Origin of the sequence: Pseudomonas sp. Wu6 (assembly GCF_019891515.1) — a bacterium.
GTDB lineage: Bacteria > Pseudomonadota > Gammaproteobacteria > Pseudomonadales > Pseudomonadaceae > Aquipseudomonas > Aquipseudomonas orientalis_A.
Genome location: NZ_JAFLXH010000017.1, coordinates 40,249 through 61,310, shown reverse-complemented (window position 1 = coordinate 61,310; position 21,062 = coordinate 40,249). Strand labels below are relative to the sequence as shown.

Sequence of the window (21,062 nt, the reverse complement as noted above, 5' to 3'; positions counted from 1 at the left end):
GTTGATTCCTCTTATTGTTCTGGACGTGGATTATTTGCGGACGGTGCGCTGTTCGATGCGCTTCTCGAAGGTGCCGCAGATGATCCGGTCGACGTAGATGCCAGGGGTGTGGATCTGCGCCGGGTCCAGTTCGCCCGGTTCGACGATTTCCTCGACTTCGACCACGGTGATCTTGCCGGCGGTGGCGGCCAGCGGGTTGAAGTTCTGGGCGGTGTGACGATAGATGACGTTGCCGAAGTGGTCGGCTTTCCAGCCTTTGACGATAGCGAAGTCACCGGTGATGGACTCTTCCATCAGGTAGGGGCGGCCGTTGAATTCGCGGGTTTCCTTGCCTTCGGCGACAGGAGTGCCGACCCCGGTGGCGGTAAAGAAGGCCGGGATGCCGGCGCCGCCTGCACGCATTTTTTCCGCGAGGGTGCCCTGGGGGGTCAGCACCACTTCGATTTCGCCGCTGAGCAACTGCTTTTCGAACAGAGCGTTTTCGCCCACGTAGGAAGCGATCACCTTGCGGATCTGCTTTTCTTCCAGCAGCACGCCCAGGCCGAAACCGTCGACGCCGCAGTTGTTGGACACCACGGTCAGGTCACGGGTGCCTTTGCGCTTGATCTCATTGATGAGGTTTTCCGGAATGCCGCACAGGCCAAAACCGCCGGAGAGTACGGTCATGCCGTCTTCCAGGCCTGCCAGCGCTTCTTCGTAGGACGCCACGCGCTTATCGAAACCTGCCATATGCACCTCTTTTATTGTTTGTGGGCCAGCAAATGGACCGAGTGTTGCGCTGAAGGATTGATTTGTTAAGTTGTTTTTTAAGGTTGATTGGTTTGGAAAACAGCATAATCAGCCTCAAGCCGCGAGCTTCAAGCCTAGTCGGCGACTGCTTTGACTTGCAGCTTTCAACTTGTCGCTTGGAGCTTCCTATGACTATTAAACAAATGCGTGCCTTCCTGGCCGTGGCCCAGAGCCTGAGTTTTGCCGCTGCGTGTGAGCGTCTGCACCTGTCCCAATCGGCGCTGAGCCTGACGATCAAAGGCCTGGAAGAAGGCCTGGGCGGGCGCCTGTTCAGCCGCAATACACGCAATGTCGCGCTGACGCCCGAAGGCGAATCCCTGCTGCCGCTGGCGCGCCGATTGATTGCCGACTGGGACAACGCCGAGGACGAACTGCGCCAACGCTTCACCCTGCAACGCGGGCGTGTAACGGTGGCGGCGATGCCGTCATTTGCCGGCAACCTGCTGCCACCGATCCTGAAGATATTCCGCGCGCGTTACCCTCAGGTGAACGTGACGGTGCATGACTTGATCAACGAGCAGGTGCTGGAGATGGTGCGCGATCGCCAAGTGGAACTGGGCGTGGCGTTCGAGCCGTCCGACGGTTCGTCACTGGCGTTCACGCCGTTGTACCTGGACCGGTTTATCGCCGTGGTACCGGGCGATTCGCCTTTGGCACAGGTGGCCGAGATCGACTGGAAAACGCTGCTGGAGCAACCCTTCATTACCCTCCAGCGTCCATCGACGGTGCGGGTCATGCTGGAAGAGCACTTGGGCGCCTTGCAGATGAAACTGCCCGTGGCGCTGGAAAGCCATCAATTGGCTACGGTGGGCAAGATGGTTGCCAGCGGCTTGGGGGTCAGTGCTGTGCCGGCATTGTGCGCACGGCAGATGGAGGAGGCGGGTGCCCGTTGCATCACCTTGACCGGCCCGGTGATCGAGCGGCCTATTGGCGTACTGACCAAGCCTGGGCATGAACTGTCGGCAGCGGCGCAGGTGCTGTTCGATATCTTTAAAGATGAAGCGGGGAAGGGGCGGTTTCCAACTTTTTGAGTACACCACATAATAAAAGTGGGGACTGGCACGCCAGCCCCCACATTAGAACAACTACTTAGTAGTAACGATCTATCACTTTAACTTGCGAGCTGTCTTTGAAAGACGCCCAGGCATTGTTAAGTGTGTCGAATACATGCTCGATGAAGTTGCGATCGGCCGCCGCTTTCTTGCCGACATAACCCTGGCCGCGACGGTACATCTTCAGGCGCGCCGCCAGTTCACGGTGATTGCGGTCGAACTCGGCTTCCTCGGTGTGAGGCGCTACGCAGTCAAGTTGAACTTCGCCCGATTTGCCAATCCACAGGATATGGTCGTCGAGTGTGTCTTTCTGCGCGGCAAACATCTCAGCCAGTTCATCAATAGTAGGTTGGTTGTTCAGATTCATGTGTAAGCCCCTTGACCAGTTGGCGATCTATCAATTGATTCGTTAACACTTCAAAGTTGTCTCCGGCTCAGAAAACCGGGCGTCAGTGACGGTCTGCCGAATACGGGCAGGGTCGTGAACCGATGCATGTAGTTTTGCTGATGAACCGCTACGCAACGCTTTCATAACGAAGACAAGCAGCGCTTTAGCTCCTTGTACCGTTCCCTTTCGGGGCCAGTCAGCTTCATCAATCTGCCTTGTGGGCAGTGCACATCCGGAAAAACAGCTCGGCGGTCAGACGAGCCTGTTCAAAACGCGTGTTACCAACACTCCCGATCCGGGAGACGTCTCGATAATGCAAGGACAAAAAGCTTACGTCAACGATTATGTAGTGATTATTTTTAGGCACTACATAAATCGCTGTGGGGGCGGGGAGATGCAGGAGAAACGTGACTTGGGCGTCATTTTTCGTGCGGTGGGTCGCGTGATAGCGTTTGGTAAAGTGGATAAAGTTGCACGGCGCCTGTGGGTTTTTCGCGAGCACGCTCGCTCCTACAGGCGCTCGACCAGCAGAGGTAATAATTGCTCACACTGCGCTTCGATCTTTACCTGCAGGAGCTCATCCCCGCGGGTCTTGCCCAGGTTGATGGCAATCACCGGCTTGCCCTGTTCCACCATCGCCTTGCACAGGCGAAACGCCGAATAAGCCATCAGCGATGATCCCACCACCAGCAGCCCTTCGGCATCATGCACGGCAGCCATGGCTCTGGCTGCGGTAGCGGGCGCCACGTTTTCACCAAAGAACACCACGTCCGGTTTCAGCCGTTGCCCCCCGCAGTGGGGGCAGCATGGGACCTGGAAGTGCTCCTCGAAAACAGGGTCGAGCAAGGTATCGCCGTCAGGCGCCTGCGCCGCATGGACGTGCGCAAAGTGCGGGTTGTCGATTTCCATCCGCCGCTGGATAGCGTCGCGCTCGCTGCGCTGCCGGCAATCCAGGCACAGCACCCGGTGCAAGCTGCCATGCAACTCGATCACCTCGTGGCTGCCGGCCTGATCGTGCAGCGTGTCGACGTTTTGCGTGATCAGGCCACTGATGATCCCACGTTGCTGCAACGTCGCCAGGGCCTGATGCGCCCTGTTCGGTTGGGCAAGGCGCACCCGTGGCCAACCCAGCATTGCCCTGGCCCAATAACGGCGACGTGCCTGCGCGGTGGCGAGGAACTCCTGGTACATCATCGGCGCCTTGCCCCGGCGCACGCCTTCGCCGTCACGGTAGTCGGGGATACCCGACGAGGTGCTGATGCCCGCACCGGTCAGCACCAGGAAGCGCTTTTCGACCATCGCCCGGTGCAGCGTGTCGAGGTGGTCTGCTTGATGTTGCAGCGTGTCGAGCATGGGATCTCCTATTCGCCGCGGATGTACTGCTCCAGCTGTTTGATCAAGGCGGCTTGTTCAGCAATGGCTTCCTTGACCAGGTCGCCGATGGACAACAGGCCGAGCAGTTTGCCGTCTTCGACGACCGGAAGGTGGCGCAGGTGACTGTCGGTCATGATGTTCATGCACGCCTCGACCGTTTTATGGGTATCTACGGTAATGACCGGGGAGCTCATCACGTCGTCCACGCGGGTGGTCACCGACGACAGCCCCTTGAGGATGAGTTTGCGGGCGTAATCGCGCTCGCTGATGATCCCCACCACTGCGCCGTCCTTGACCACTGGCAAAGCCCCGACGTTTTTCTCGGACATGCGCACCAGCGCCTCGAACACGGTGTGGTCCCACTGGATGGTGTGGACCTCCTGGTTCTTCTGGTCCTTGGCTTTGAGCAATTCTGCGACGGTTTTCATGGCGGCCACTCCGGTGTTGTTGTTAGGTAGTCAGCTATCCCCTACAGAATCCTAGACGCACTACGTCGCAGCAAGGTCCAAAGCGGCGTCAAACCCGTCGAAAAGCGTCATTCGCCGGATTTTTTTGCGTTTTAACCGGCATTTGCCGGCCTTTTTGCCCGTTTGGGGCTGGTCGCCGTCTTGCGTGGCGCGCTCTTGCGTTTGTTTTTCCATGGCGCCGCGCCTTTGATTGCCGGGCTGGCAGCGGCGGTGATGGTCATGCGCATGCCAGTGCAACGAGCCACCTGCTTGCTCATCCACGCCGCTTGTTTGGCGACGAATTCTTCCAGGCTCATTTCGCCGCTTTGCACCATATCCAGCGCCTGTTCCCAGATGGCGGTGGTGCCGGGGTCGGCGATGGCACGGGGTACGGCATCGATCAGGCTGAACGCGGCCGGGGTGGCCGACAGTGCCTTGCCGTTTTTCACCAGGTAACCACGGTCCAGCAGGCCCTGGATGATGCCGGCGCGGGTGGCCTCGGTGCCAATGCCGGTGGTGTCCTTGAGTTTCTGCTTGAGCAGTGGGTCTTCCACCAGCTTGGCGACGTTTTTCATTGCCTTGATCAGGTCGCCTTCAGTGAAAGGCTTGGGCGGTTGGGTCCACAGGTCCTTGAGGTTGACCCTTGCCACCGCGCAGTCCTGGCCTTGCACCAGCATAGGCAAGGCTTGGGGAGCAGGAACGTCCCGACCTTTGGCGGGGGCAAGGGCTTCGGGCAATGCGCGTTTCCAGCCCGGTTCGATGATGACCTTGCCCACGGCACGCAACGCCTGGCCTGCACAGTCGAAGTCCGCCTGGGTTCGGTCGTATTCATGGTTGGGCAGAAATTGCGCCAGGTAGCGTGCGCGTATCAGCGTGTAGACCGCGCGGTGCTTGCCGGTGAGTTGCCCGACGTCCTTGCCGGCCCCGGTGGGGATGATGCCGTGGTGGGCGCTGACCTTGGCGTCGTTCCAGGCGCGTGAGCGGCGCTGGGGATCAATATGCTGCATCAACTCGGCCACCGCTGCATCCGCGCGGCCGAGTGCGGCGAGAATCTTTGGCGCTTCGCTGTGCTGGCTCAATGGCAAATAGCCGCAATCGCTGCGCGGGTAGGTGATGACCTTGTGGGTTTCGTAGAGCGATTGGGCGATATCCAGGGTTTCCTGGGCGCCGAGGCCGAGCTTTTTGGAGCAGATTTCCTGCAGGGTGCCGAGGTCGAAGGGCAGGGGGGCGGCCTCGCGCATGCGTTCGGTGCGCAGCTTTACCAGTCGCGCATCGGCCGCGTGGCTCATGGCGTCGGCGGCGTCCCGGGCCAGCTGCGGGTTGAGGCAACGGCCCTGGTCATCGCAGGCATCGTCGGTGGCGCGCCATTGCGCGGTGAAGGTCATGCTTTGGTGGCGCAGGTCCACGTCGATGGCCCAATACGCCACGGGGATGAAATCGGCGATGCTGCGGTCACGGTCGACCACCAGGCGCAGGGTAGGGGTTTGCACGCGGCCGACCGGCAATACGCCCTGATAGCCGGATTGACGTCCGAGCAACGTAAACAGGCGGCTCATGTTCATGCCGATCAGCCAGTCGGCACGGGAGCGGCCCAGGGCCGAGTGATACAGGTTGAAGGTGTGTGCGCCGGGCTTGAGCGCGGCCAGGGCCTTGCGGATGGAGGCATCATCGAGCGCCGACAACCACAACCGCTGGATCGGCCCGCGATAACGGCAATGTTCCACCAGCTCACGGGCAATCATTTCACCCTCGCGGTCGGCGTCGGTTGCGATCACCAGTTCCCTGGCTTCCCCCAGCAGGCGCTTGACCACCTTGAACTGGCTGGCGGTTCTGGGCTTGACCTGCATCTTCCATTTTTCCGGGACGATCGGCAGGTCGGCCAATACCCAGCGCTTGTATTTGGCGTCATAAGCGTCAGGCGGGGCGGTTTCCAGCAGGTGGCCGATGCACCAGGTGACCGTGACCCCATTGCCCAGCCAGCATCCATCGCCCCGGCGGCTGGCGCCGAGCACGGCCGCGATGTCCTTGGCCTGGGAGGGTTTTTCACAGAGGTACAGCTGCATGGTCATCACATCGTATTGGTTGATGCCTTGCAGGATGCTTAGTCAAAGCGAATTGAGCAACTGTTATCTGTATGGATGTACAGCAAATTATGTAGGCACCACAGATGAATGTGGGAGGGGGCTTGCCCCCGATAGCGGTGTATCAGTTTTGAAGACATCGACTGAACCACCGCCATCGGGGGCAAGCCCCCTCCCACAGGGGATGTGCAGTGCTTAAGGCAACTCAGTTATTGTCGATATCCACATGCCGGGTTTCTTTAAGACAGAACAGTCCGACGATCAGGCTCACGCCGGTCACCACCACCGGGAACCACAAGCCATAGAAGATATCCCCGGTGTACACCACCAGGGCAAACGACACGGTGGGCAGGAACCCGCCGAACCAGCCGTTACCGATATGGTAGGGCAGCGACATCGAGGTGTAGCGGATGCGTGTCGGGAACAGTTCCACCATCAGCGCCGCCAAGGGGCCGTAGCACATGGCTGCGATCAGGATCAGTGCCACGATCAGCGCCACCACCATCACCTTATTGACCTGGGCCATGTCCGCCGAACTCGGGTAGCCGGCCAGCGTCACTGCACCACGCAAGGCCGCTTCATCAAAACCATCGATACTGACGTCGCCCACATTGACTTGTACCGGCGTGCCGGCTGGGGCGGCGACGCTGCTGTAGGGCAGGCCCTGCTTGACCAGGAAGGTCTTGACCTTGTCGCACGGGCTGTCAAAGCGTGCCTTGCCCACCGGGTCGAACTGGAACGTACAGGTGGCCGGGTCGGCCAGCACGGTAATCGGTGCCTGGCGGCTCGCTTGGTCCATCGCCGGGTTGGTGTAGTGCGCCAGGCCCTTGAAGATCGGGAAGTACAGGAAAGTCGCCAGCAGCAGGCCAAGCATCAGCACCGGCTTGCGCCCGACCTTGTCCGACAGCCAGCCAAACAGGATGAAGAACGGCGCGCCAATCACCACGCTGATGATCAGCAACATGTTGGCCAGGGCCGGGTCCATCTTCAGGAACTGGGTGAGGAAGAACAGCACATAAAACTGCGCCGCATAAAAGGTCACCGCCTGCCCGCCGTTGATGCTGAACAGTGCGATCAGTACGACCTTGAGGTTTTCCCACTTACCGAACGAGTCGCGGATTGGCGCCTTGCTGGCCTTGCCTTCCTCTTTCATTTTCAGGAACGCGGGCGATTCGTGCAGGCTCATGCGAATCCAGGTGGAGATGCCCAGCAACACGATGGAGAACAGGAACGGAATACGCCAGCCCCATACCTCGAACTGGTCGCCGGTGAAGTAACGGCAGGCCAGTACCACCAGCAACGACAGCAACAGGCCGAGGGTGGCGGTGGATTGAATCCAGCTGGTGTGCAAGCCACGTTTGCCGGCAGGCGCATGCTCGGCCACATACGTGGCGGCGCCCCCGTATTCACCGCCCAGCGCCAGGCCTTGCAGCATGCGCAGCACGATCAGAATGATCGGTGCGGCGATGCCGATGCTGGCATAGGTCGGCAGCAGGCCCACGCAAAAGGTGGCCACGCCCATCAGAATGATGGTGACGAGGAAGGTGTACTTGCGCCCGATCATGTCGCCCAGGCGGCCGAATACCAGCGCGCCGAACGGCCGCACCACGAAGCCTGCGGCGAATGCCATCAGCGCAAAGATAAACGCCGTGGTGTCGTTGACCCCGGCAAAGAACTGCTTGCTGATCACCGCCGCGAGGGCGCCGTAGAGGAAGAAGTCATACCATTCGAAAACCGTCCCGAGGGACGAGGCAAAAATGACTTTCTTCGAGTCGTTGCCGGTGCTCGCATCCATCGCCGAGCCCAGGGGTTGAGCATGTTCTGACATCGGGTAACCCTCACAGTGATTATTTATTGTTGTTCCACTGTCGGCGCCGGGTGCGGCGCCGCTATTCAGATTGCGTGAACCAGTTCTCTCTGCGGGGCGAGGCTCCTTGTGTTCGGTGAGAGGATCAACTGCGCGGCCTTCTCGGCGATCATCAGCGTCGGTGAGCAGGTGTTGCCCGAGGTAATGCGCGGCATGATCGAGGCGTCGGCGATGCGCAGGCCCGGCACGCCATGCACGCGCAGCTGTGCGTCGACCACGGCGTCCTTGTCATCGCCCATGCGGCAGGTGCCCACCGGATGGAAGATGGTCGTGCCGATGCGCGCCGCGGCTTCGTGCAACTGTTCTTCGGTTTGCAGCGCGTCACCGGGCAGGTATTCCACCGGCTTGAACCGGCTCAGGGCCGGCGCGGCCACGATTCGCCGGGTCAGGCGAATGGCGTCGGCGGCCACGCGCAGGTCTTCGGGGTGGCTGAGGTAGTTGGGCTGGATCAGCGGTGCGTCCGCCGGGTTGGCAGAGCGGATATCGATGCGCCCGCGGCTGTGTGGGCGCAGGTCGCAGACCGAGGCGGTAAAGGCCGGAAACGCGTGCAGCGGTTCGCCAAAGCGCTCCAGGGACAACGGCTGCACATGGTATTGAAGGTTGGCCGAGGTCTGCTCGGGGCCGGAGCGGGCAAACGCGCCAAGCTGGCTGGGCGCCATCGACAGCGGCCCGCTGCGGTCATACAGGTAGCGCAGGCCCATGCCCATCTTGCCCCATACGGTGCCGGCGATCTGGTTCAGGGTGCGCGCGTTTTCCAGCTTGTAGATCAGGCGCAGTTGCAGGTGGTCCTGCAGGTTGCCACCCACGCCCGGCAGTTCATGCACCACGTCGATGCCCAACGGTTTGAGCACGTGGGCAGGGCCGATACCCGAGCGTTGCAGGATGCCTGGCGAGCCCACGGCACCGGCGCACAGCACGATTTCCCTGCAGGCTTTCCAGCTCAGTTGCTGGCCGTGCCGGCGCCCGATCACTTGGGAGGCACGGCCGTTTTCCAGCACCACGCGGTCGACCTCCACTTCGGTCAATACCGTCAGATTGGGCCGTTGGCGGACCGGTTTGAGAAACGCCTTGGCCGCGTTCCAGCGCACCCCGGCCTTCTGGTTGACCTGGAAATAACCGCAACCTTCGTTATCGCCCTGATTGAAATCGCTGATGTTGGCGATGCCGCTTTGCTCGGCTGCGTCGCGAAACGCATCGAGGATGGGCCAATGCAGGCGCTGCTGCTCGACGCGCCATTCGCCGCCGTCGCTGTGGAATGGCGAATCGCCGGCGAAATGGTTTTCGCTGTGCTTGAACAGCGGCAATACGTCATTCCAGGCCCAGCCCGGGTTGCCTTGCGCCGCCCAGGCGTCATAGTCCCGGGCCTGGCCGCGCATATAGATCATGCCGTTGATGGACGAGCAACCGCCCAGTACCTTGCCGCGCGGATAGCTCAGGGCGCGACCTTGCAGGCCGGCCTGGGCCTGGGTCTTGAAGCACCAGTCGGTGCGCGGGTTGCCGATGCAGAATAGGTAGCCGACCGGAATATGAATCCAGGCGTAGTTATCGCGACCACCGGCTTCCAGCAGCAGGACGCGGTGGGCCGGGTTGGCGGACAGACGATTGGCCAGCAAGCAGCCGGCGGGGCCGGCACCGACGATCACATAATCGTATTCAGCAGTTGCAGTGGGCATCTGGGGTCTCGCTTGTTTTTCTTATTGGCTCCATCCTAGTTGTTAGTTTTCGTCTTAAAAATGTTAGTTTTTGCCCAGCTGCTGTGCGTTTTTAAACAGCGCTGCCCACGGTTGCGCAACGGAGGCGATATGTTCGACTGGAATGACCTGCGGTTTTTTCTCGAATTGCAGCGCAGCGGCCGCTTGCTCACCGCCGCGCAACGCTTGAAGACCACGCACGCCACGGTGGCGCGGCATATCGAGGCCATTGAAAAAAGCCTCGGTACGGCGCTGTTCGTGCAGCACGCCCAGGGTTACGAGCTTACGCCGTCCGGCGAAGCCCTGCTCAAACATGCCGAAGCCATGGAAAACGTGGCGCTGCTGGCTGAAGACGAACTGACCCATTGTGCGGCGCCCCTGGGCAAGATTCGCCTGGGGGTGGCGGAGGGCCTGGGGGTGATGTTCCTCGCCGGTCGCATGGGCGGGCTGTTTGAACGTTATCCCGGCCTGGAAGTGGAACTGGTCGCGGTGCCGCGCTTTGTCAGCATCCTCAACCGCGAAGCGGAAATCAGCATTCACCTGGAACGCCCCAGCGTCGATCAGTTGGTGACCCGCAAACTCACCGATTACCGCCTGGCGCTGTATGCCAGCCGCACTTACCTTGAGCGTCATCCGCCGATTGAAAAACGCGAAGACCTCGCGGCCCATGCGTGGATCGATTACGTCGACGATCTGCTGTTCAGCCAGGAACTGAAATTCCTCAGCAGCTTTTGTCGCAGTCCCAAGGTGGTCTTTCACAGCACCAGCGTGATTGCCCAGCACCAGGCCGCGCGATCCGGCCTGGGAATCGCGGTATTGCCCTGTTTCATGGCGGCGGGCGATGCGCAGTTAGTGCCGTTGTTGCCGGGGGAGAGCATCCAGCGCAGTTATTGGATCAGCTCGCGGCGGGAGTTGCACAAGTCGGTGCGGTTGCGGGTGTTGTGGGATTATGTGGTGGAGTTGTGCGCGCGGGAGCAGGGTTTGTTGCTTGGCGAATCCAACTGAAGGAACCTGATTGAAATGTGGGAGGGGGCAAGCCCCCTCCCACATTTGAACCCTGTTATGTCAGGCAGGAATTTAGAGCTTCACCACCTGATGCACCTGCTCGGCACAGGCTCGAGCCTCGTCAATCATCTTGCCGAATGCATCACTGGCCACTTCATCATGGGTCAACCAGCGCTTTTTCTGGCTGAGGCGATAGTGATAGCGCAGCGTGCCATCCTCCAGTTTACCGTCCAAGTCCAGGTCGTACCAGGGCGAGCGCACTGCGCAGTCGGGGATGGCTTTTTCCATCTTGGCGCCTGTCAGGGTATAGGTGTAGTCATAGGTTTCAGGGTTGCCCAGATACAGGTCGGTCTGTTGTCCCTGACGACGGTAATTGATGTAACTCTCCCAGCGATCTTGCAGTGACGGATCGGTGTAGACGTAATCATTGCCCAGCTTTTCCAGGGCGCGCTGATCGTTCATCCGTGCACTGACGCTGTAGCCGTCGTGCACCACAAACTCGGTGGGTTCACGGGTGATCCGGCAGTCGCTGATGCCATTGCCGAAGTTGGCGCAGATGTCCTCATCGGTAGCGGTAGTGCCCTGCTCGCGATCAGCGACGCTCAGTTGCATCAGCGGCAGGCGGCTGAACGTGATAGTGGCCTGGGTAGCGCCATGGCCGTGTTTGTCGTAGTGCACCTGTTTGTCCATGCGCAGGCTGGTTTCCGGACGCTCCATGGGAATGTGGTCTTCACGTACCTGTCCCTGGGCGTTGTTGACCAATGCCCAGCGGTCCTGAATATCGGGCATGACCTGGCCGGGGGCGAAGACCGGATTGGTGGGGTCCAGCCACCACACCTGACCGTCCACTTCGGCGCGAACGATCACATGGTTTGGCGCGTTGGGGCCGGGAATCAACAAGGCGTTCACCCTGTAGCCACGGCTGACCCACGCGGTCTCGGCCTTGATGCCACTGGCGTTGAGCATGGCGCTGAGCAGGACCGCCAGGTCTTTGCAGTCGCCATAACCATGGGCCTCGATGTCCTTGAGGTCGAACGGTATATAGCCACGCCCCGTCGCGCGCCAATCGTCCAGGTAACGGTAGTGATCGTTGATGTGCTGCATCAGGGCGGCTACCCGTTCGCCGGGTGGAAGGGCCCGAACCCGGGCCACGGTCGCTGCGCTGTCGGGGGGCAGGGCGGCATCGAGTATCTGCTTGTAGCGTTGGGCCAATTCGCCGAAATAGGCCTGGCGGTCCAGGGAGCTGCCCACTTCGATATGCGCCTGACGCCGGTACGCGCTGTCGGCTGGCTCATTGATATAGTTTCGGTAAACCGGGGCCTTGCGCACAATCTCCAGTGCCTTGCCGTCGGCCGACGGGGTCACGGTAAATCCTTCGAAATATTCACTGCGCCACTGGATGGGCGTTTCGGCAGTAAAGCGCGCCTTGAAGTGATCGCTGCGAATGGGGCCTGCACCGAACATGAGGCTGTAGTGAGACTGGGATATCAGCGCTTGTGCAGGCTGATATTTACGTACCGTGTAGCTGATCTGTGTGCCAACGCGAAGGTTTGGAAAGGCCAGGGAGGTCTGTTTATCCCGCGTAAACCCATGTTCGGAGCCAGGGGCAGTGCGGGTGTCGATGTGTTGGGCGCTCAGGCTGACGGGCTTGCCGCCAGGCTGGATTGTCTGCGCGCTGATGACTTCAAACCGGTCGTCTTCGGCGTAATCGAAGTCGATGCGCGAGAGCATTTCGCGCCCGCTGGGCTTGAGAATGGTGTAGTGCTCGGTGGTGGTGCAGTCGGTACTGGCGTCGCGATTGAAGTGGCAGTGCAATTGGGTGTCGCTGGCCAGTGGCGCTTCGGCGACAGGTTGCAGGGCTGCGCAGACGGTATGGGAAACCAGCCCCAGGCTGATGGCAATCAAAGGGCGGTGAAACGAAAAACGGTACATGGGCGCCTCGGGTGACACATTGAAACAACTACCCGACGGGTAGTGAGAAGGCGCCGGATGATAATCGCTCTCAACGGCCAAGGCCAGGATTGTTCGACAATTTTTTCGCCTGAAAGGCCCGTTCTAGAGCCTTTCCTTGATGTGTGTCAGGCCTTTCGCATTTCGCCCGTCGTCGTTGGCTAAAGGAACCAGCGATATTCCCGCGCATGAATTTCCTGCTGGAACGCCAGGTGATCCTGGCGCTTGTTCTCGCAATACACATCGACAAATTCCGCGCCCAGCTTGTCGCGCACAACCTGCTGATGTTGCATGGCGCGCACGGCGTCGAGCATTTCCACGGGGAAATCGGTGCCGCTGCTGCGGTCTTCATTCAGTGGCGCGATAGGGTCCTGCCTGGCTTCGAGGCCATGCTCCAAACCGGCGAGGATCGCCGCCAACACCAGATAGGGGTTGGCGTCGGCGCTGGCCAGGCGATGCTCGATACGCAGATTGCGCGGGTCTGACTCGGGGATGCGCACGCACGCATCCCGGTCTTCGAAACCCCAGCTGGCTCGGGTGGCGGCGTTGACCGTACCGCCGAGGCGGCGCAAAGCGTTGTGGTTGGGGGCGAAGATCGGCATGCAATGGGGCAGCAACGCCAGGCAACCGGCCACGGCGTGGCGCAGCGGTTGCTGCTGGTGCGCCGCCAGCAGGTTGTTGCCCGCACCGTCATACAGGCTGACGTGCACATGCATGCCGCTGCCGGGAAACTGCAGGTAAGGCTTGGCCATGAAGCTGGCGCGGTAGCCGTGCTTGAGCGCCACGCCGCGCGTGCTGCGGCAGAACAGGGCGGCCCAGTCGGCGGCGCGCAGGCCGTCGTCGCAATGGCCGAAATTGATTTCGAACTGGCCCGGGCCGATTTCGGCGGTGATCACCGTGATATCGATGCCCTGGGCCGTGGCGGTTTGCGCCATGTCGTCCAGCACGTCGCCAAAGCGCGACAGCCGTTCGATATGCAGGGTGGGCTGGTCGTCGGCATCGTCGCTCAGCGGGTCGCGGGGGAATTGCGGCAGGCCGTTGTCGAGCTTTTTGTCGAACAGGTAGAACTCCAGCTCAAACGCCACGACCGGGTGAATGCCTTTGAGGCGCAGGCGCTCCAGCACGTTGGCCAGGACTTCGCGAGGTTCGAATTCGATCGGCGCTTCGGTGCCGTCGGAGGTGATCAGCATCTGCCCCAGCGGCTGCGACTCCCAGCTCACCGGCTTCAGCGTACCTGGAATTAGGCGCCGATTGGCGTCCGGGTCACCGTCGTTGAAGCAGTAGTCGCCAATCTTGAACAACCCGCCCTGGGCCCCCAGCAATACGGCGTTCTGCGGCAGCTTCAAGGGGCTGCCGGCGGCGACTTTCTCGAGCATGTCCACCGGGTAGCGCTTGCCGTAGAAATGCCCCGCAATGTCCAGGGCGATCAGGTCGACGTAGCGCACATCGGGGTGGTTCTGGCGGAAGGTCCGAACTTCGGCCAGCAAGGTTGCAGAGGGGCTTTTCACGGGTGCAGCTCCTAGTTGTAAACCCACAGCACGCGGGCGGGCAGGTCGGTCAGGTTGGCGTAGCGGCAGTGGGCGAAGCTGGCGAGATGGAAGCTGTCGCCCGGGCCTAGGGTGACTGCATCGGCTTCACCTTCAACCCACAGGGTCAGCTCGCCCTCCAGCACAAAACCGGCCTGCTCGGCGCGGTCGCTCACGGTCTGTTCACCACTGTTGGCGCCGGGTGCCAACAGGCTGTCGAGCATCGAGAACGCGCCGTTCATGCTCGGCGAGACGAGGATGTCGGTGATGCCATTGGCGTAGTACACCGTGCGCCGCTCGTTGGGGCGGGTGACCCAATCCACCGCCCTGGGTTTGGGCCGGCTGTAGAAATAGGTCGTAGGGACGTCGAGGGCGTGGCTGATGGCGGTCAGGTCGGCGACGGTTGGGCGCGACAGGCCGCGCTCGACCTGGGACAGAAAACCCACCGACCGCTCGATCTTCTGCGCGAGTTGGGCGAGGGTGAGTTTCTTGTGCTTGCGCAGGTCGTGGATCAACGCGGCGAGGGTGGCGAGTTCTTCTTGAGGGCTCATGAAATATATGTCAGATAATTTCATGAAAAATTACAGGAATTATTTCATGCCGGCAATGGGGACGCTTCGTCCTCCGCAATCGGAGGTGTTTGCAGGCCTTCGGGCATCGGGCAATCGAGGATGGCGGCGATCGCGCGCGCCAACTCGATTTCTTCGGGGGTGATATGGCCGTCGTTTTCGATGCAGACCGCGACCGCTTCCATCAGGATCGCTTTATCTTCCGGTTGAAGCTGTTGCAGGCCTTTCAACGGTTTGTCGAGTGCATCCAGGCTTGCACCTTCTTTCAGTGTCTTCATTGGCGCCGTATAAAAGGGCAATACATCACAGGCGCGGTAGTACGCCAGCTCAATCTGTGCCTGGCTTCTTTGCCCTGTGAGGGCAAGTATGCCGAGCAGCAACGTTATGTTGTCCTCCTGTTGTTCCAGTGTGGACCGGCGTTTGATTGGGGGCTTGGGCAGCACTTGTGCATCGAGTATGTTGATCAAGGCCCAACCCCCAAAAAGGCTGCGGGAATCGACGGCAACCAGGCTCCTCACCGTGTTGGTGAACACTTTGTATTGGTCGGCTGGCAATTGCTTGAGCGCCGGAACGCACAGGTCCAACAACGACAGGCGCAGATAGCGGTCAAGCCCACGTACAGGTGCGTCCAACCCCGGCAGGAAGTGGGCGACTTGTGGATCGAGGATTTCCTGCAGCAGCGTAAGTTGCCGCGCGCGCAGAGCCGGCTGTACGCAGAGCAGCAAGCTGTAGATCAGGGCTTGTGCGCCGGCAGGGTCGCCCGCTACCGACCAGGCCTCATAGGGGATCATGCTCTGGGTGGCTTGAGTCTGATAACGCTGTGCGGGATCCTCTTGCGTGCTGTTCAGCCCTCTGGCAGCGATGGCGACGGCGCCAAGGACTTCCCAGCGGCGACGATTCTCCTGGGCCTGTTCATCGTCGCCCATCAGGGTTTCCAGCGGAGGAACATCCGGGTACTCGCCATCCCACTCGGGATAGAGCCGCGCTATTCGTTTCGCGAGTGGGGGATGAGGAGAAATGGATCGCTGTGAGAATTTGCGGAAGGGCGCCGCGAAAAACATCGGCAGGAAGTTCTCTGTCTCCTGGCAGCACGTCAGAAACGATGAAGGTGGGTGTCCACCTATTTTCATCAGTGCGCTGGCAACGCTTTGCGGGTGACGTGTGAACTGCGCAGCTGTCGCGTCAGCCAGGAACTTGCGTTGGCGGTTGACGCGCGACATCGCGAAATAGGTGAGGTAAGCCCAGCCGCCTGCCAGGAAGAACAACGATGCGCCGATCACGCCACTGGCGGCGACAGGTAGAAGCAGCAGGGTAAACCAGGCGACGCCTAGATAGACTCCCGTCATACGTGCATCGGAGCGCATGTCATTGTTGTGAATCTGGCTGAACAAATGGGCAATGACTGCTTGCATTTCTTCACGATTGAACATGACGGTCGCGCCAAAGGTCACGCAGATGACCGAGTTTTTCGGTGTGCGGCCGGCGGCAAGGGCGTTGATGCATCCCTGATTCATCATGTAAACCAAGGGCACATGGCTGCCTGAAGCAATGGCCATTTCCTCGACGATATCAAGCAGCCAACGATTGTCTTGCGCCACCGGCTCCGCACTGATCAGTACGCCACCGAAGCTTTCTGCAATTGCGCTGCCGCCCTTTTTCAGCTTGCGGCCCTGGAACCAGTACCCTGCCGCAATGAACGGCAGTATCACCGCAGAGATAAGCAAGGGTTCGTACCAATGAATCTCATCAAACCAGGTTGATAAAAATACCCCGAATAGAGCGGGGGTGAGCACAATCACGGTCACCAGTAACACGCGATAGATCGCATTTCTGCGAGCCCGGTCCTGATGTTCAAAAAAGTTCATGCAGCCATCCGTGGCACTGATCAGGTGAAGGATACCGTCGGGACGGTTTGAATCTGTTTGCTGTCTTCGAACTCCAGCAACGTCGCGTCCGTGCCGTGCCCCACAGCCTGGGCCATGAGGATCGTCGGAAATTTCTGGCGGAAAATGTTGTATTCCATCACCGCATCGTTGAAGAACTGACGGGCATACGCAATGCGGTTTTCGGTGTTGGTCATTTCATCGCTCAGTTGCATCATTGTTTCTGATGCATACAGGTCCGGATAATCCTCAAGCGAAACGTTCAGGTTATCCACGGCCGTGTTGAGCCGACTCTCATTCTTGCCCAGTTGCGCGATGGAGTGCGCACTGCCAGGTTCTGCCGCCGCGAGCTTGAGGCAGGCTGCCGCCACGTTGCGTGCTTCGGTGACAGCCACCAGTGTGCCGCGCTCATGACTCATGTAAGCCTTGGCCGTTTCCACCAGGTTGGGGATCAGGTCATGGCGCCGCTTGAGTTGCACCTCGATCTGGCTGAACGCGTTCTTGAAGCGATTTCGCAAACTGACCAGCGTGTTGTAGAGGCTGATCAGGTAGAGCGCGATCACACTGAGAACGCCAATGAAAATGACCCAGAAAACGCTGCCGAACATTGGATGTCCTTATCTGTGAAAGTGAGGTCGCGATCATAGCGGATAATGGCCATTTCCAATTGCTTGTCCAACGTTAAAAGTGCCGACCGGCCAGTGATCCGGCTGGGCCGTTGATGACGGCAACTCAAGCGTGGGGCTGGAGCAAGGTGAGCGGCTGAATGATTTCGCGCCGCTGCGGTCGGAACCTGGGTACGTCCCCTGAATTGAAGGAGCACCCATGAAGTCCAAATCCCTATTTGCCTGTGTTCTCGTTGCCGCAAGCCTGTCCACTGCGAGTTTCGTGGTGCAGGCCGGCGATACCCCTCAGGAAACCGTGCAACCTTCGAATATCAACGCCCGTGACTTGAAAGAAGGCGACCGCGCCCCGGACATGTTGATGCGCAAGGAATCGGCGGTTAAAGACTGGAAAAAACGCGGCCTCAAGCAGCCCGAAGATGAGAGCCAGTGGGCACGAGTAGGCGACAAGTACGTCCTGCTCAAGACCACCAACGGCACCATCCTTGAGATTACGCCGGTCAAGAAATAATCCTGCCGGACCACCTGCTCGCGTCATCTTTCCTGGGTTAAGGTAGCCGACCGCAATGGTCGCGTTACCTTCAAGGAAAGAGAGCAGGATGCTTGCCGCAATAAGAAACTATCCCCGCACGGTGAACCTGCTGCTGTCGGCCACGTTGTTGCTGACGTTGGCCAAGGCGATCACGTTTCCGTACCTGGTGATTTACCTCACCGGCCATTTCGCCCTGGATATCAGCCAGGTCGGCCTGGTGATCGGCAGTTCGCTGATTGTGGGCTCGCTGCTCAGCGTCTATGGCGGTTTCCTCGTCGACCGCGTCAACAGTTACCGCTTGCTGCTCGGGCTGAGCCTGGTGTTTGTGCTGGGCTTCATCGGTACGGTCCTGGCGCAGACTATCTGGGCGTTCTATAGCTGCCTGATTTTGATCAACCTGGCCTATGCGGTCATCGATATTGCGATCAAGGCCGGTTTCGCCAGCGTGCTGCCGGAGGATGGGCGCAGCGAAGTGTTCTCCATCAAATACACCCTGACCAATATCGGCTATGCCGTGGGCCCGTTTTTTGGCGCGATGGTGGCCACGCTGGATATCAGCCTGCCGTTTATTCTGTCGGCGTTGTTGGGCGCGGGATTTTTCCTGTTGTATTGGCGCCTGGGCGACCGCGCACTGACCACCGTCGACGCCACGCAAAAACCGGTGTCATTCCTCGCCGTAGGCCGTGTGCTGCTCAAGGATCACCGCCTGGTGTGTTTCACCGTTGGTGGACTGCTCAGTGCCGTGGTGTTCGGTCAGTTCGTCGCCTACCTGTCGCAATACCTGGTGACCACCACCACCGCTGAATACACCTACACGGTAATCAGCACAATACTCACCACCAACGCCGTTCTGGTGATTGCCTTGCAGTACCTGATTGGCCGGCGCATCTCGCACCGCTACTTGAGCCAGTGGCTGATCGCGGGCTTGAGTATGTTCATGCTGGGGTTGATTGGCTTTGCGCTGTCCACCAGCCTGTTGTGGTGGGTGCTGGCGATGGCGGTTTTTACCGTGGGGGAAATCATCGTGTTTCCGGCCGAGTACATGTTTATCGACCGGATTGCTCCTGACCACTTGCGCGGTATGTATTACGGCGCGCAGAACCTGGCCAATCTCGGTGCCGCATTGGGACCGGTGTTATGCGGGCTGGTGCTGGCCAGCCTGCCGGCGCATTACATGTTTTTGATGCTCGGGGGATTTATCGTAGGGGGCGGGGTGTTCTATTTCATTGGGGCGAAGCTGAAGGCAGGTCATCCAGGTTGAGTTTGCCGACCGTATTGCTCTGCAGTTCGTAGCGCAATTCATCGACCATTTTCGTCACTTCTTCCGGGGTCTGCAGCCGGTTGGTGCTGATGCCGGTAACCACCAGGTCGACTCGGCCGGTTTCGGCGTCGAATACCTTGAGGGTCAAGGACGCATCCCGGCACAGGGTGAATTCGCATGTCAGCGGCGACAGGCCTTCTTCGATGCAATTTCGCAGTTGAGAGAGGGTAAACATGCAGATTCCTTCAAGGCACAGATTCGATGCCTTGAAGGTTATTGATTGCGCCGCCAGCTAATAAGGCGAATTCGCACTATATGAACTAGTGCATTTGCACTCTCAGCGCTTGTTTTTTACCCGCAGTTCGCCAGCAAACAGCCCGCGTTCACGGGCCCAGACAATAGCCGAACTGCGGCTGTGAACGCCCAGTTTGGAGTACACCGTCGCCACATGATTGCGCACGGTATTGGGTGCCAGCTTCAGGCGCGAAGCGATCTCCTTGTCGGCCAGGCCCTCGCAGATCAAGCCCAGCACGTCCCGTTCACGGGCCGTGAGGTCGGTGAAGGATACGTTCGGCAGGTTAGGGCTGTTGACGCTTTTGGCATTGGCCAGTTTCTCGATCAGGGTCTGGCTGAACCAGGAGGCGTCCTGCATCACTTCTTCGATGGCCGCCACCAGCTCCAGCTCCGAGCGCTTGCGTTCGGTAATGTTCATGAACACCAGCAGGTAGCACGGCACATCCTGGATCACCACGGTGTCGGCGGACACCACGCAGTCGATCACTTCATTGCCTTTCTTGCGTACCTTGAGGTCGTGGCCGTCGAGGTTTCCGGCCTTTTCCAGCGTGGCGAACAATTGCGCGCTGGTAGGCGGGTTGTCGATGAAATTGATTTCTTCGATGGACTTGCCGATCAGTTCTTCACTGATGTAACCCGTGATGCTCATGAACGCTTCGTTGACGTCTACAACCTGGCGATTGGCGGCGTTGCACACCAGGGTCGGCACTGGCGTCAGGCGGAAGGATTTGGCGAATCGTTCTTCGCTCTGGCGCAGGGCGATTTCCGCCTTGCGCCTCGGCTCCAGGTCCATGAACGAGAACAGCATGCAGTCTTCCTCGTTCATATCCAGGGGCTGGCCGGCCACCACAACCAGCTTGCTGCCGCCTTCGGGCAGCCTCAGTTCGGCCTGCATCTGTGGAATGGTCGCGCCTTGCCCCAGGCGCTCGATCGCCAGGTCCTTGCGCTCGGCCTGCTCGAGCACGTCCAGTTCATACACGGATTTGCCGATGACCTGGTCGCGGTTGTAGCCGGTCATTTCCAGAAAGCCCTGATTGACCTTGATGTAGCGCAGATCGCTCAGGCGGCAGATCACGGCAGGTGCGGGGTTGGCGTTGAAGGTTTTTTCGAAGCGCTGTTCGGCGCTGGCCCACTCGGTGGCATCGCTGAGGATCAGCACCAGCAGTTCCGGCTCACCCTGTGCGTCAGTGATGACCAGGCTGCGCAGGCGGTGCACCCAGGTTTTTTCCTGGTCGGTGGTGGGAATGACCTCCACGATCACGTCGCTGAATTCTTCTCCCGCCGCTGCGCGGGCCAGGGGGTAGCTGTCCAGTTGCAACGGGTGGTTGTTGCGATAGCGCAGACTGAAGCGCTCGGCGTATTGCCGGGTGTTGGCGCCCAGCCCCATGACGTCGCCGACGCCATGCATGGCCAACGCGGCCTCGTTGGCCCAGAGGATGGTCTGGTCGACCTCCGCCAATATCACACCATCGGATAATCCGGAGATGATCTGTTGCAGTTGGCGGCGGTTGGTTTCTTTGGCAAGAACATCCTGTGTCATAGATTCTCCGAAGTCTGGACGCATTGAATTACGACATCCCAGGTTTCGGATAGTGCAGAGAAGTTGTCCCTGTGGGAGTGCGAATGCACCAGGCCAGATAGTGCATTTGGGCCACGACTGAACGTATGTCGTTTCGCCACACTCACACCAGTCAAGGCACTTTGCCTTGCTCCGATAATTTGAAAAGGACC

Annotated in this window: 19 protein-coding genes; 4 read left to right on the top strand and 15 right to left on the bottom strand. The window is 59.8% G+C overall.

What is annotated here, in order from left to right; translation table 11 throughout:
* Positions 1–30: 30 nt before the first annotated feature.
* Entirely contained in the window at positions 31–729 is a 699-nt protein-coding gene (locus J1G34_RS13795) for a CoA transferase subunit A (protein WP_057725645.1), read from the bottom strand.
* A gap of 188 nt (positions 730–917) precedes the next feature.
* Here J1G34_RS13795 and J1G34_RS13790 point away from each other — a divergent pair, with 188 nt between their 5' ends.
* Positions 918–1,820 (top strand): LysR family transcriptional regulator, encoded by a 903-nt coding sequence (locus J1G34_RS13790; RefSeq protein ID WP_065898296.1) that lies wholly within the window; start codon positions 918–920, stop codon positions 1,818–1,820.
* Positions 1,821–1,878: 58 nt separating this feature from the next.
* Here J1G34_RS13790 and J1G34_RS13785 read toward each other — a convergent pair whose 3' ends face one another.
* From J1G34_RS13785 to J1G34_RS13755, 7 genes are all read right to left on the bottom strand, one after another.
* Positions 1,879–2,208 (bottom strand): hypothetical protein, encoded by a 330-nt coding sequence (locus J1G34_RS13785; RefSeq protein WP_222994202.1) that lies wholly within the window; start codon positions 2,206–2,208, stop codon positions 1,879–1,881.
* Positions 2,209–2,434: 226 nt separating this feature from the next.
* Positions 2,435–2,731 carry a hypothetical protein gene (locus J1G34_RS13780; protein WP_222994201.1) on the bottom strand — a complete coding sequence of 99 codons (297 nt, stop codon included), beginning with the start codon at positions 2,729–2,731 and terminating at the stop codon, positions 2,435–2,437.
* An 8-nt stretch (positions 2,732–2,739) separates the two neighbouring features.
* The gene (locus J1G34_RS13775; protein WP_222994200.1) at positions 2,740–3,582 is read right to left on the bottom strand and encodes an NAD-dependent protein deacetylase; all 843 of its coding nucleotides are present in this window, start codon (positions 3,580–3,582) and stop codon (positions 2,740–2,742) included.
* A gap of 8 nt (positions 3,583–3,590) precedes the next feature.
* Positions 3,591–4,031, bottom strand: a complete 441-nt coding sequence (locus J1G34_RS13770) for a CBS domain-containing protein (protein ID WP_065884401.1) — start codon at positions 4,029–4,031, stop codon at positions 3,591–3,593.
* A 131-nt stretch (positions 4,032–4,162) separates the two neighbouring features.
* Positions 4,163–6,118 (bottom strand): DNA topoisomerase III, encoded by a 1,956-nt coding sequence (locus J1G34_RS13765; protein ID WP_065936105.1) that lies wholly within the window; start codon positions 6,116–6,118, stop codon positions 4,163–4,165.
* A 217-nt stretch (positions 6,119–6,335) separates the two neighbouring features.
* Positions 6,336–7,958 carry an MFS transporter gene (locus J1G34_RS13760; RefSeq protein ID WP_222994199.1) on the bottom strand — a complete coding sequence of 541 codons (1,623 nt, stop codon included), beginning with the start codon at positions 7,956–7,958 and terminating at the stop codon, positions 6,336–6,338.
* Between the two features lie 65 nt (positions 7,959–8,023).
* Positions 8,024–9,670, bottom strand: coding sequence for a GMC family oxidoreductase (locus tag J1G34_RS13755; RefSeq protein WP_130138713.1), 1,647 nt, complete (start codon positions 9,668–9,670; stop codon positions 8,024–8,026).
* Positions 9,671–9,799: 129 nt separating this feature from the next.
* On the opposite strand from J1G34_RS13755, the gene J1G34_RS13750 reads away from it, so the two are divergent.
* A complete protein-coding gene (locus J1G34_RS13750; RefSeq protein WP_122686715.1) occupies positions 9,800–10,693 on the top strand; it encodes a LysR family transcriptional regulator in 894 nt (297 codons plus the stop codon).
* A gap of 72 nt (positions 10,694–10,765) precedes the next feature.
* On the opposite strand, the gene J1G34_RS13745 is transcribed toward J1G34_RS13750, so the two are convergent.
* From J1G34_RS13745 to J1G34_RS13725, 5 genes are all read right to left on the bottom strand, one after another.
* A complete protein-coding gene (locus J1G34_RS13745) occupies positions 10,766–12,625 on the bottom strand; it encodes a DUF3857 domain-containing transglutaminase family protein (RefSeq protein ID WP_222994198.1) in 1,860 nt (619 codons plus the stop codon).
* Between the two features lie 179 nt (positions 12,626–12,804).
* Entirely contained in the window at positions 12,805–14,151 is a 1,347-nt protein-coding gene (locus J1G34_RS13740; RefSeq protein ID WP_128875593.1) for a glutamine synthetase family protein, read from the bottom strand.
* Between the two features lie 11 nt (positions 14,152–14,162).
* A complete protein-coding gene (locus tag J1G34_RS13735) occupies positions 14,163–14,720 on the bottom strand; it encodes a helix-turn-helix domain-containing protein (protein WP_222994197.1) in 558 nt (185 codons plus the stop codon).
* Positions 14,721–14,764: 44 nt separating this feature from the next.
* Entirely contained in the window at positions 14,765–16,603 is a 1,839-nt protein-coding gene (locus J1G34_RS13730) for a M48 family metalloprotease (protein ID WP_222994196.1), read from the bottom strand.
* A gap of 20 nt (positions 16,604–16,623) precedes the next feature.
* Positions 16,624–17,229, bottom strand: coding sequence for a LemA family protein (locus J1G34_RS13725; RefSeq protein ID WP_065884409.1), 606 nt, complete (start codon positions 17,227–17,229; stop codon positions 16,624–16,626).
* 217 nt (positions 17,230–17,446) lie between these two features.
* Between J1G34_RS13725 and J1G34_RS13720 the strand changes: the two genes are divergently transcribed.
* On the top strand, positions 17,447–17,755 hold the full coding sequence (locus J1G34_RS13720; RefSeq protein ID WP_065884410.1) for an RcnB family protein: 309 nt from the start codon (positions 17,447–17,449) through the stop codon (positions 17,753–17,755).
* A gap of 88 nt (positions 17,756–17,843) precedes the next feature.
* The gene (locus J1G34_RS13715; RefSeq protein WP_222994195.1) at positions 17,844–19,037 is read left to right on the top strand and encodes an MFS transporter; all 1,194 of its coding nucleotides are present in this window, start codon (positions 17,844–17,846) and stop codon (positions 19,035–19,037) included.
* Here the strand turns inward: J1G34_RS13715 and J1G34_RS13710 are convergent.
* Positions 19,000–19,272 carry a DUF1652 domain-containing protein gene (locus J1G34_RS13710; protein WP_065895531.1) on the bottom strand — a complete coding sequence of 91 codons (273 nt, stop codon included), beginning with the start codon at positions 19,270–19,272 and terminating at the stop codon, positions 19,000–19,002. The genes J1G34_RS13715 and J1G34_RS13710 overlap by 38 nt on opposite strands.
* A gap of 102 nt (positions 19,273–19,374) precedes the next feature.
* A complete protein-coding gene (locus J1G34_RS13705) occupies positions 19,375–20,871 on the bottom strand; it encodes a PAS domain S-box protein (protein ID WP_065895532.1) in 1,497 nt (498 codons plus the stop codon).
* Positions 20,872–21,062 lie beyond the last annotated feature (191 nt).

Excerpts from the sequence above, each read along its gene's own strand:
- J1G34_RS13795 (WP_057725645.1), bottom strand. The coding sequence starts at position 729 with ATGGCAGGTTTCGATAAGCGCGTGGCGTCCTACGAAGAAGCGCTGGCA.
- J1G34_RS13790 (WP_065898296.1), top strand. The coding sequence starts at position 918 with ATGACTATTAAACAAATGCGTGCCTTCCTGGCCGTGGCCCAGAGCCTG.
- J1G34_RS13785 (WP_222994202.1), bottom strand. The coding sequence starts at position 2,208 with ATGAATCTGAACAACCAACCTACTATTGATGAACTGGCTGAGATGTTT.
- J1G34_RS13775 (WP_222994200.1), bottom strand. The coding sequence starts at position 3,582 with ATGCTCGACACGCTGCAACATCAAGCAGACCACCTCGACACGCTGCAC.
- J1G34_RS13770 (WP_065884401.1), bottom strand. The coding sequence starts at position 4,031 with ATGAAAACCGTCGCAGAATTGCTCAAAGCCAAGGACCAGAAGAACCAG.
- J1G34_RS13765 (WP_065936105.1), bottom strand. The coding sequence starts at position 6,118 with ATGACCATGCAGCTGTACCTCTGTGAAAAACCCTCCCAGGCCAAGGAC.
- J1G34_RS13760 (WP_222994199.1), bottom strand. The coding sequence starts at position 7,958 with ATGTCAGAACATGCTCAACCCCTGGGCTCGGCGATGGATGCGAGCACC.
- J1G34_RS13755 (WP_130138713.1), bottom strand. The coding sequence starts at position 9,670 with ATGCCCACTGCAACTGCTGAATACGATTATGTGATCGTCGGTGCCGGC.
- J1G34_RS13750 (WP_122686715.1), top strand. The coding sequence starts at position 9,800 with ATGTTCGACTGGAATGACCTGCGGTTTTTTCTCGAATTGCAGCGCAGC.
- J1G34_RS13745 (WP_222994198.1), bottom strand. The coding sequence starts at position 12,625 with ATGTACCGTTTTTCGTTTCACCGCCCTTTGATTGCCATCAGCCTGGGG.
- J1G34_RS13735 (WP_222994197.1), bottom strand. The coding sequence starts at position 14,720 with ATGAGCCCTCAAGAAGAACTCGCCACCCTCGCCGCGTTGATCCACGAC.
- J1G34_RS13730 (WP_222994196.1), bottom strand. The coding sequence starts at position 16,603 with ATGAACTTTTTTGAACATCAGGACCGGGCTCGCAGAAATGCGATCTAT.
- J1G34_RS13725 (WP_065884409.1), bottom strand. The coding sequence starts at position 17,229 with ATGTTCGGCAGCGTTTTCTGGGTCATTTTCATTGGCGTTCTCAGTGTG.
- J1G34_RS13720 (WP_065884410.1), top strand. The coding sequence starts at position 17,447 with ATGAAGTCCAAATCCCTATTTGCCTGTGTTCTCGTTGCCGCAAGCCTG.
- J1G34_RS13715 (WP_222994195.1), top strand. The coding sequence starts at position 17,844 with ATGCTTGCCGCAATAAGAAACTATCCCCGCACGGTGAACCTGCTGCTG.
- J1G34_RS13710 (WP_065895531.1), bottom strand. The coding sequence starts at position 19,272 with ATGTTTACCCTCTCTCAACTGCGAAATTGCATCGAAGAAGGCCTGTCG.
- J1G34_RS13705 (WP_065895532.1), bottom strand. The coding sequence starts at position 20,871 with ATGACACAGGATGTTCTTGCCAAAGAAACCAACCGCCGCCAACTGCAA.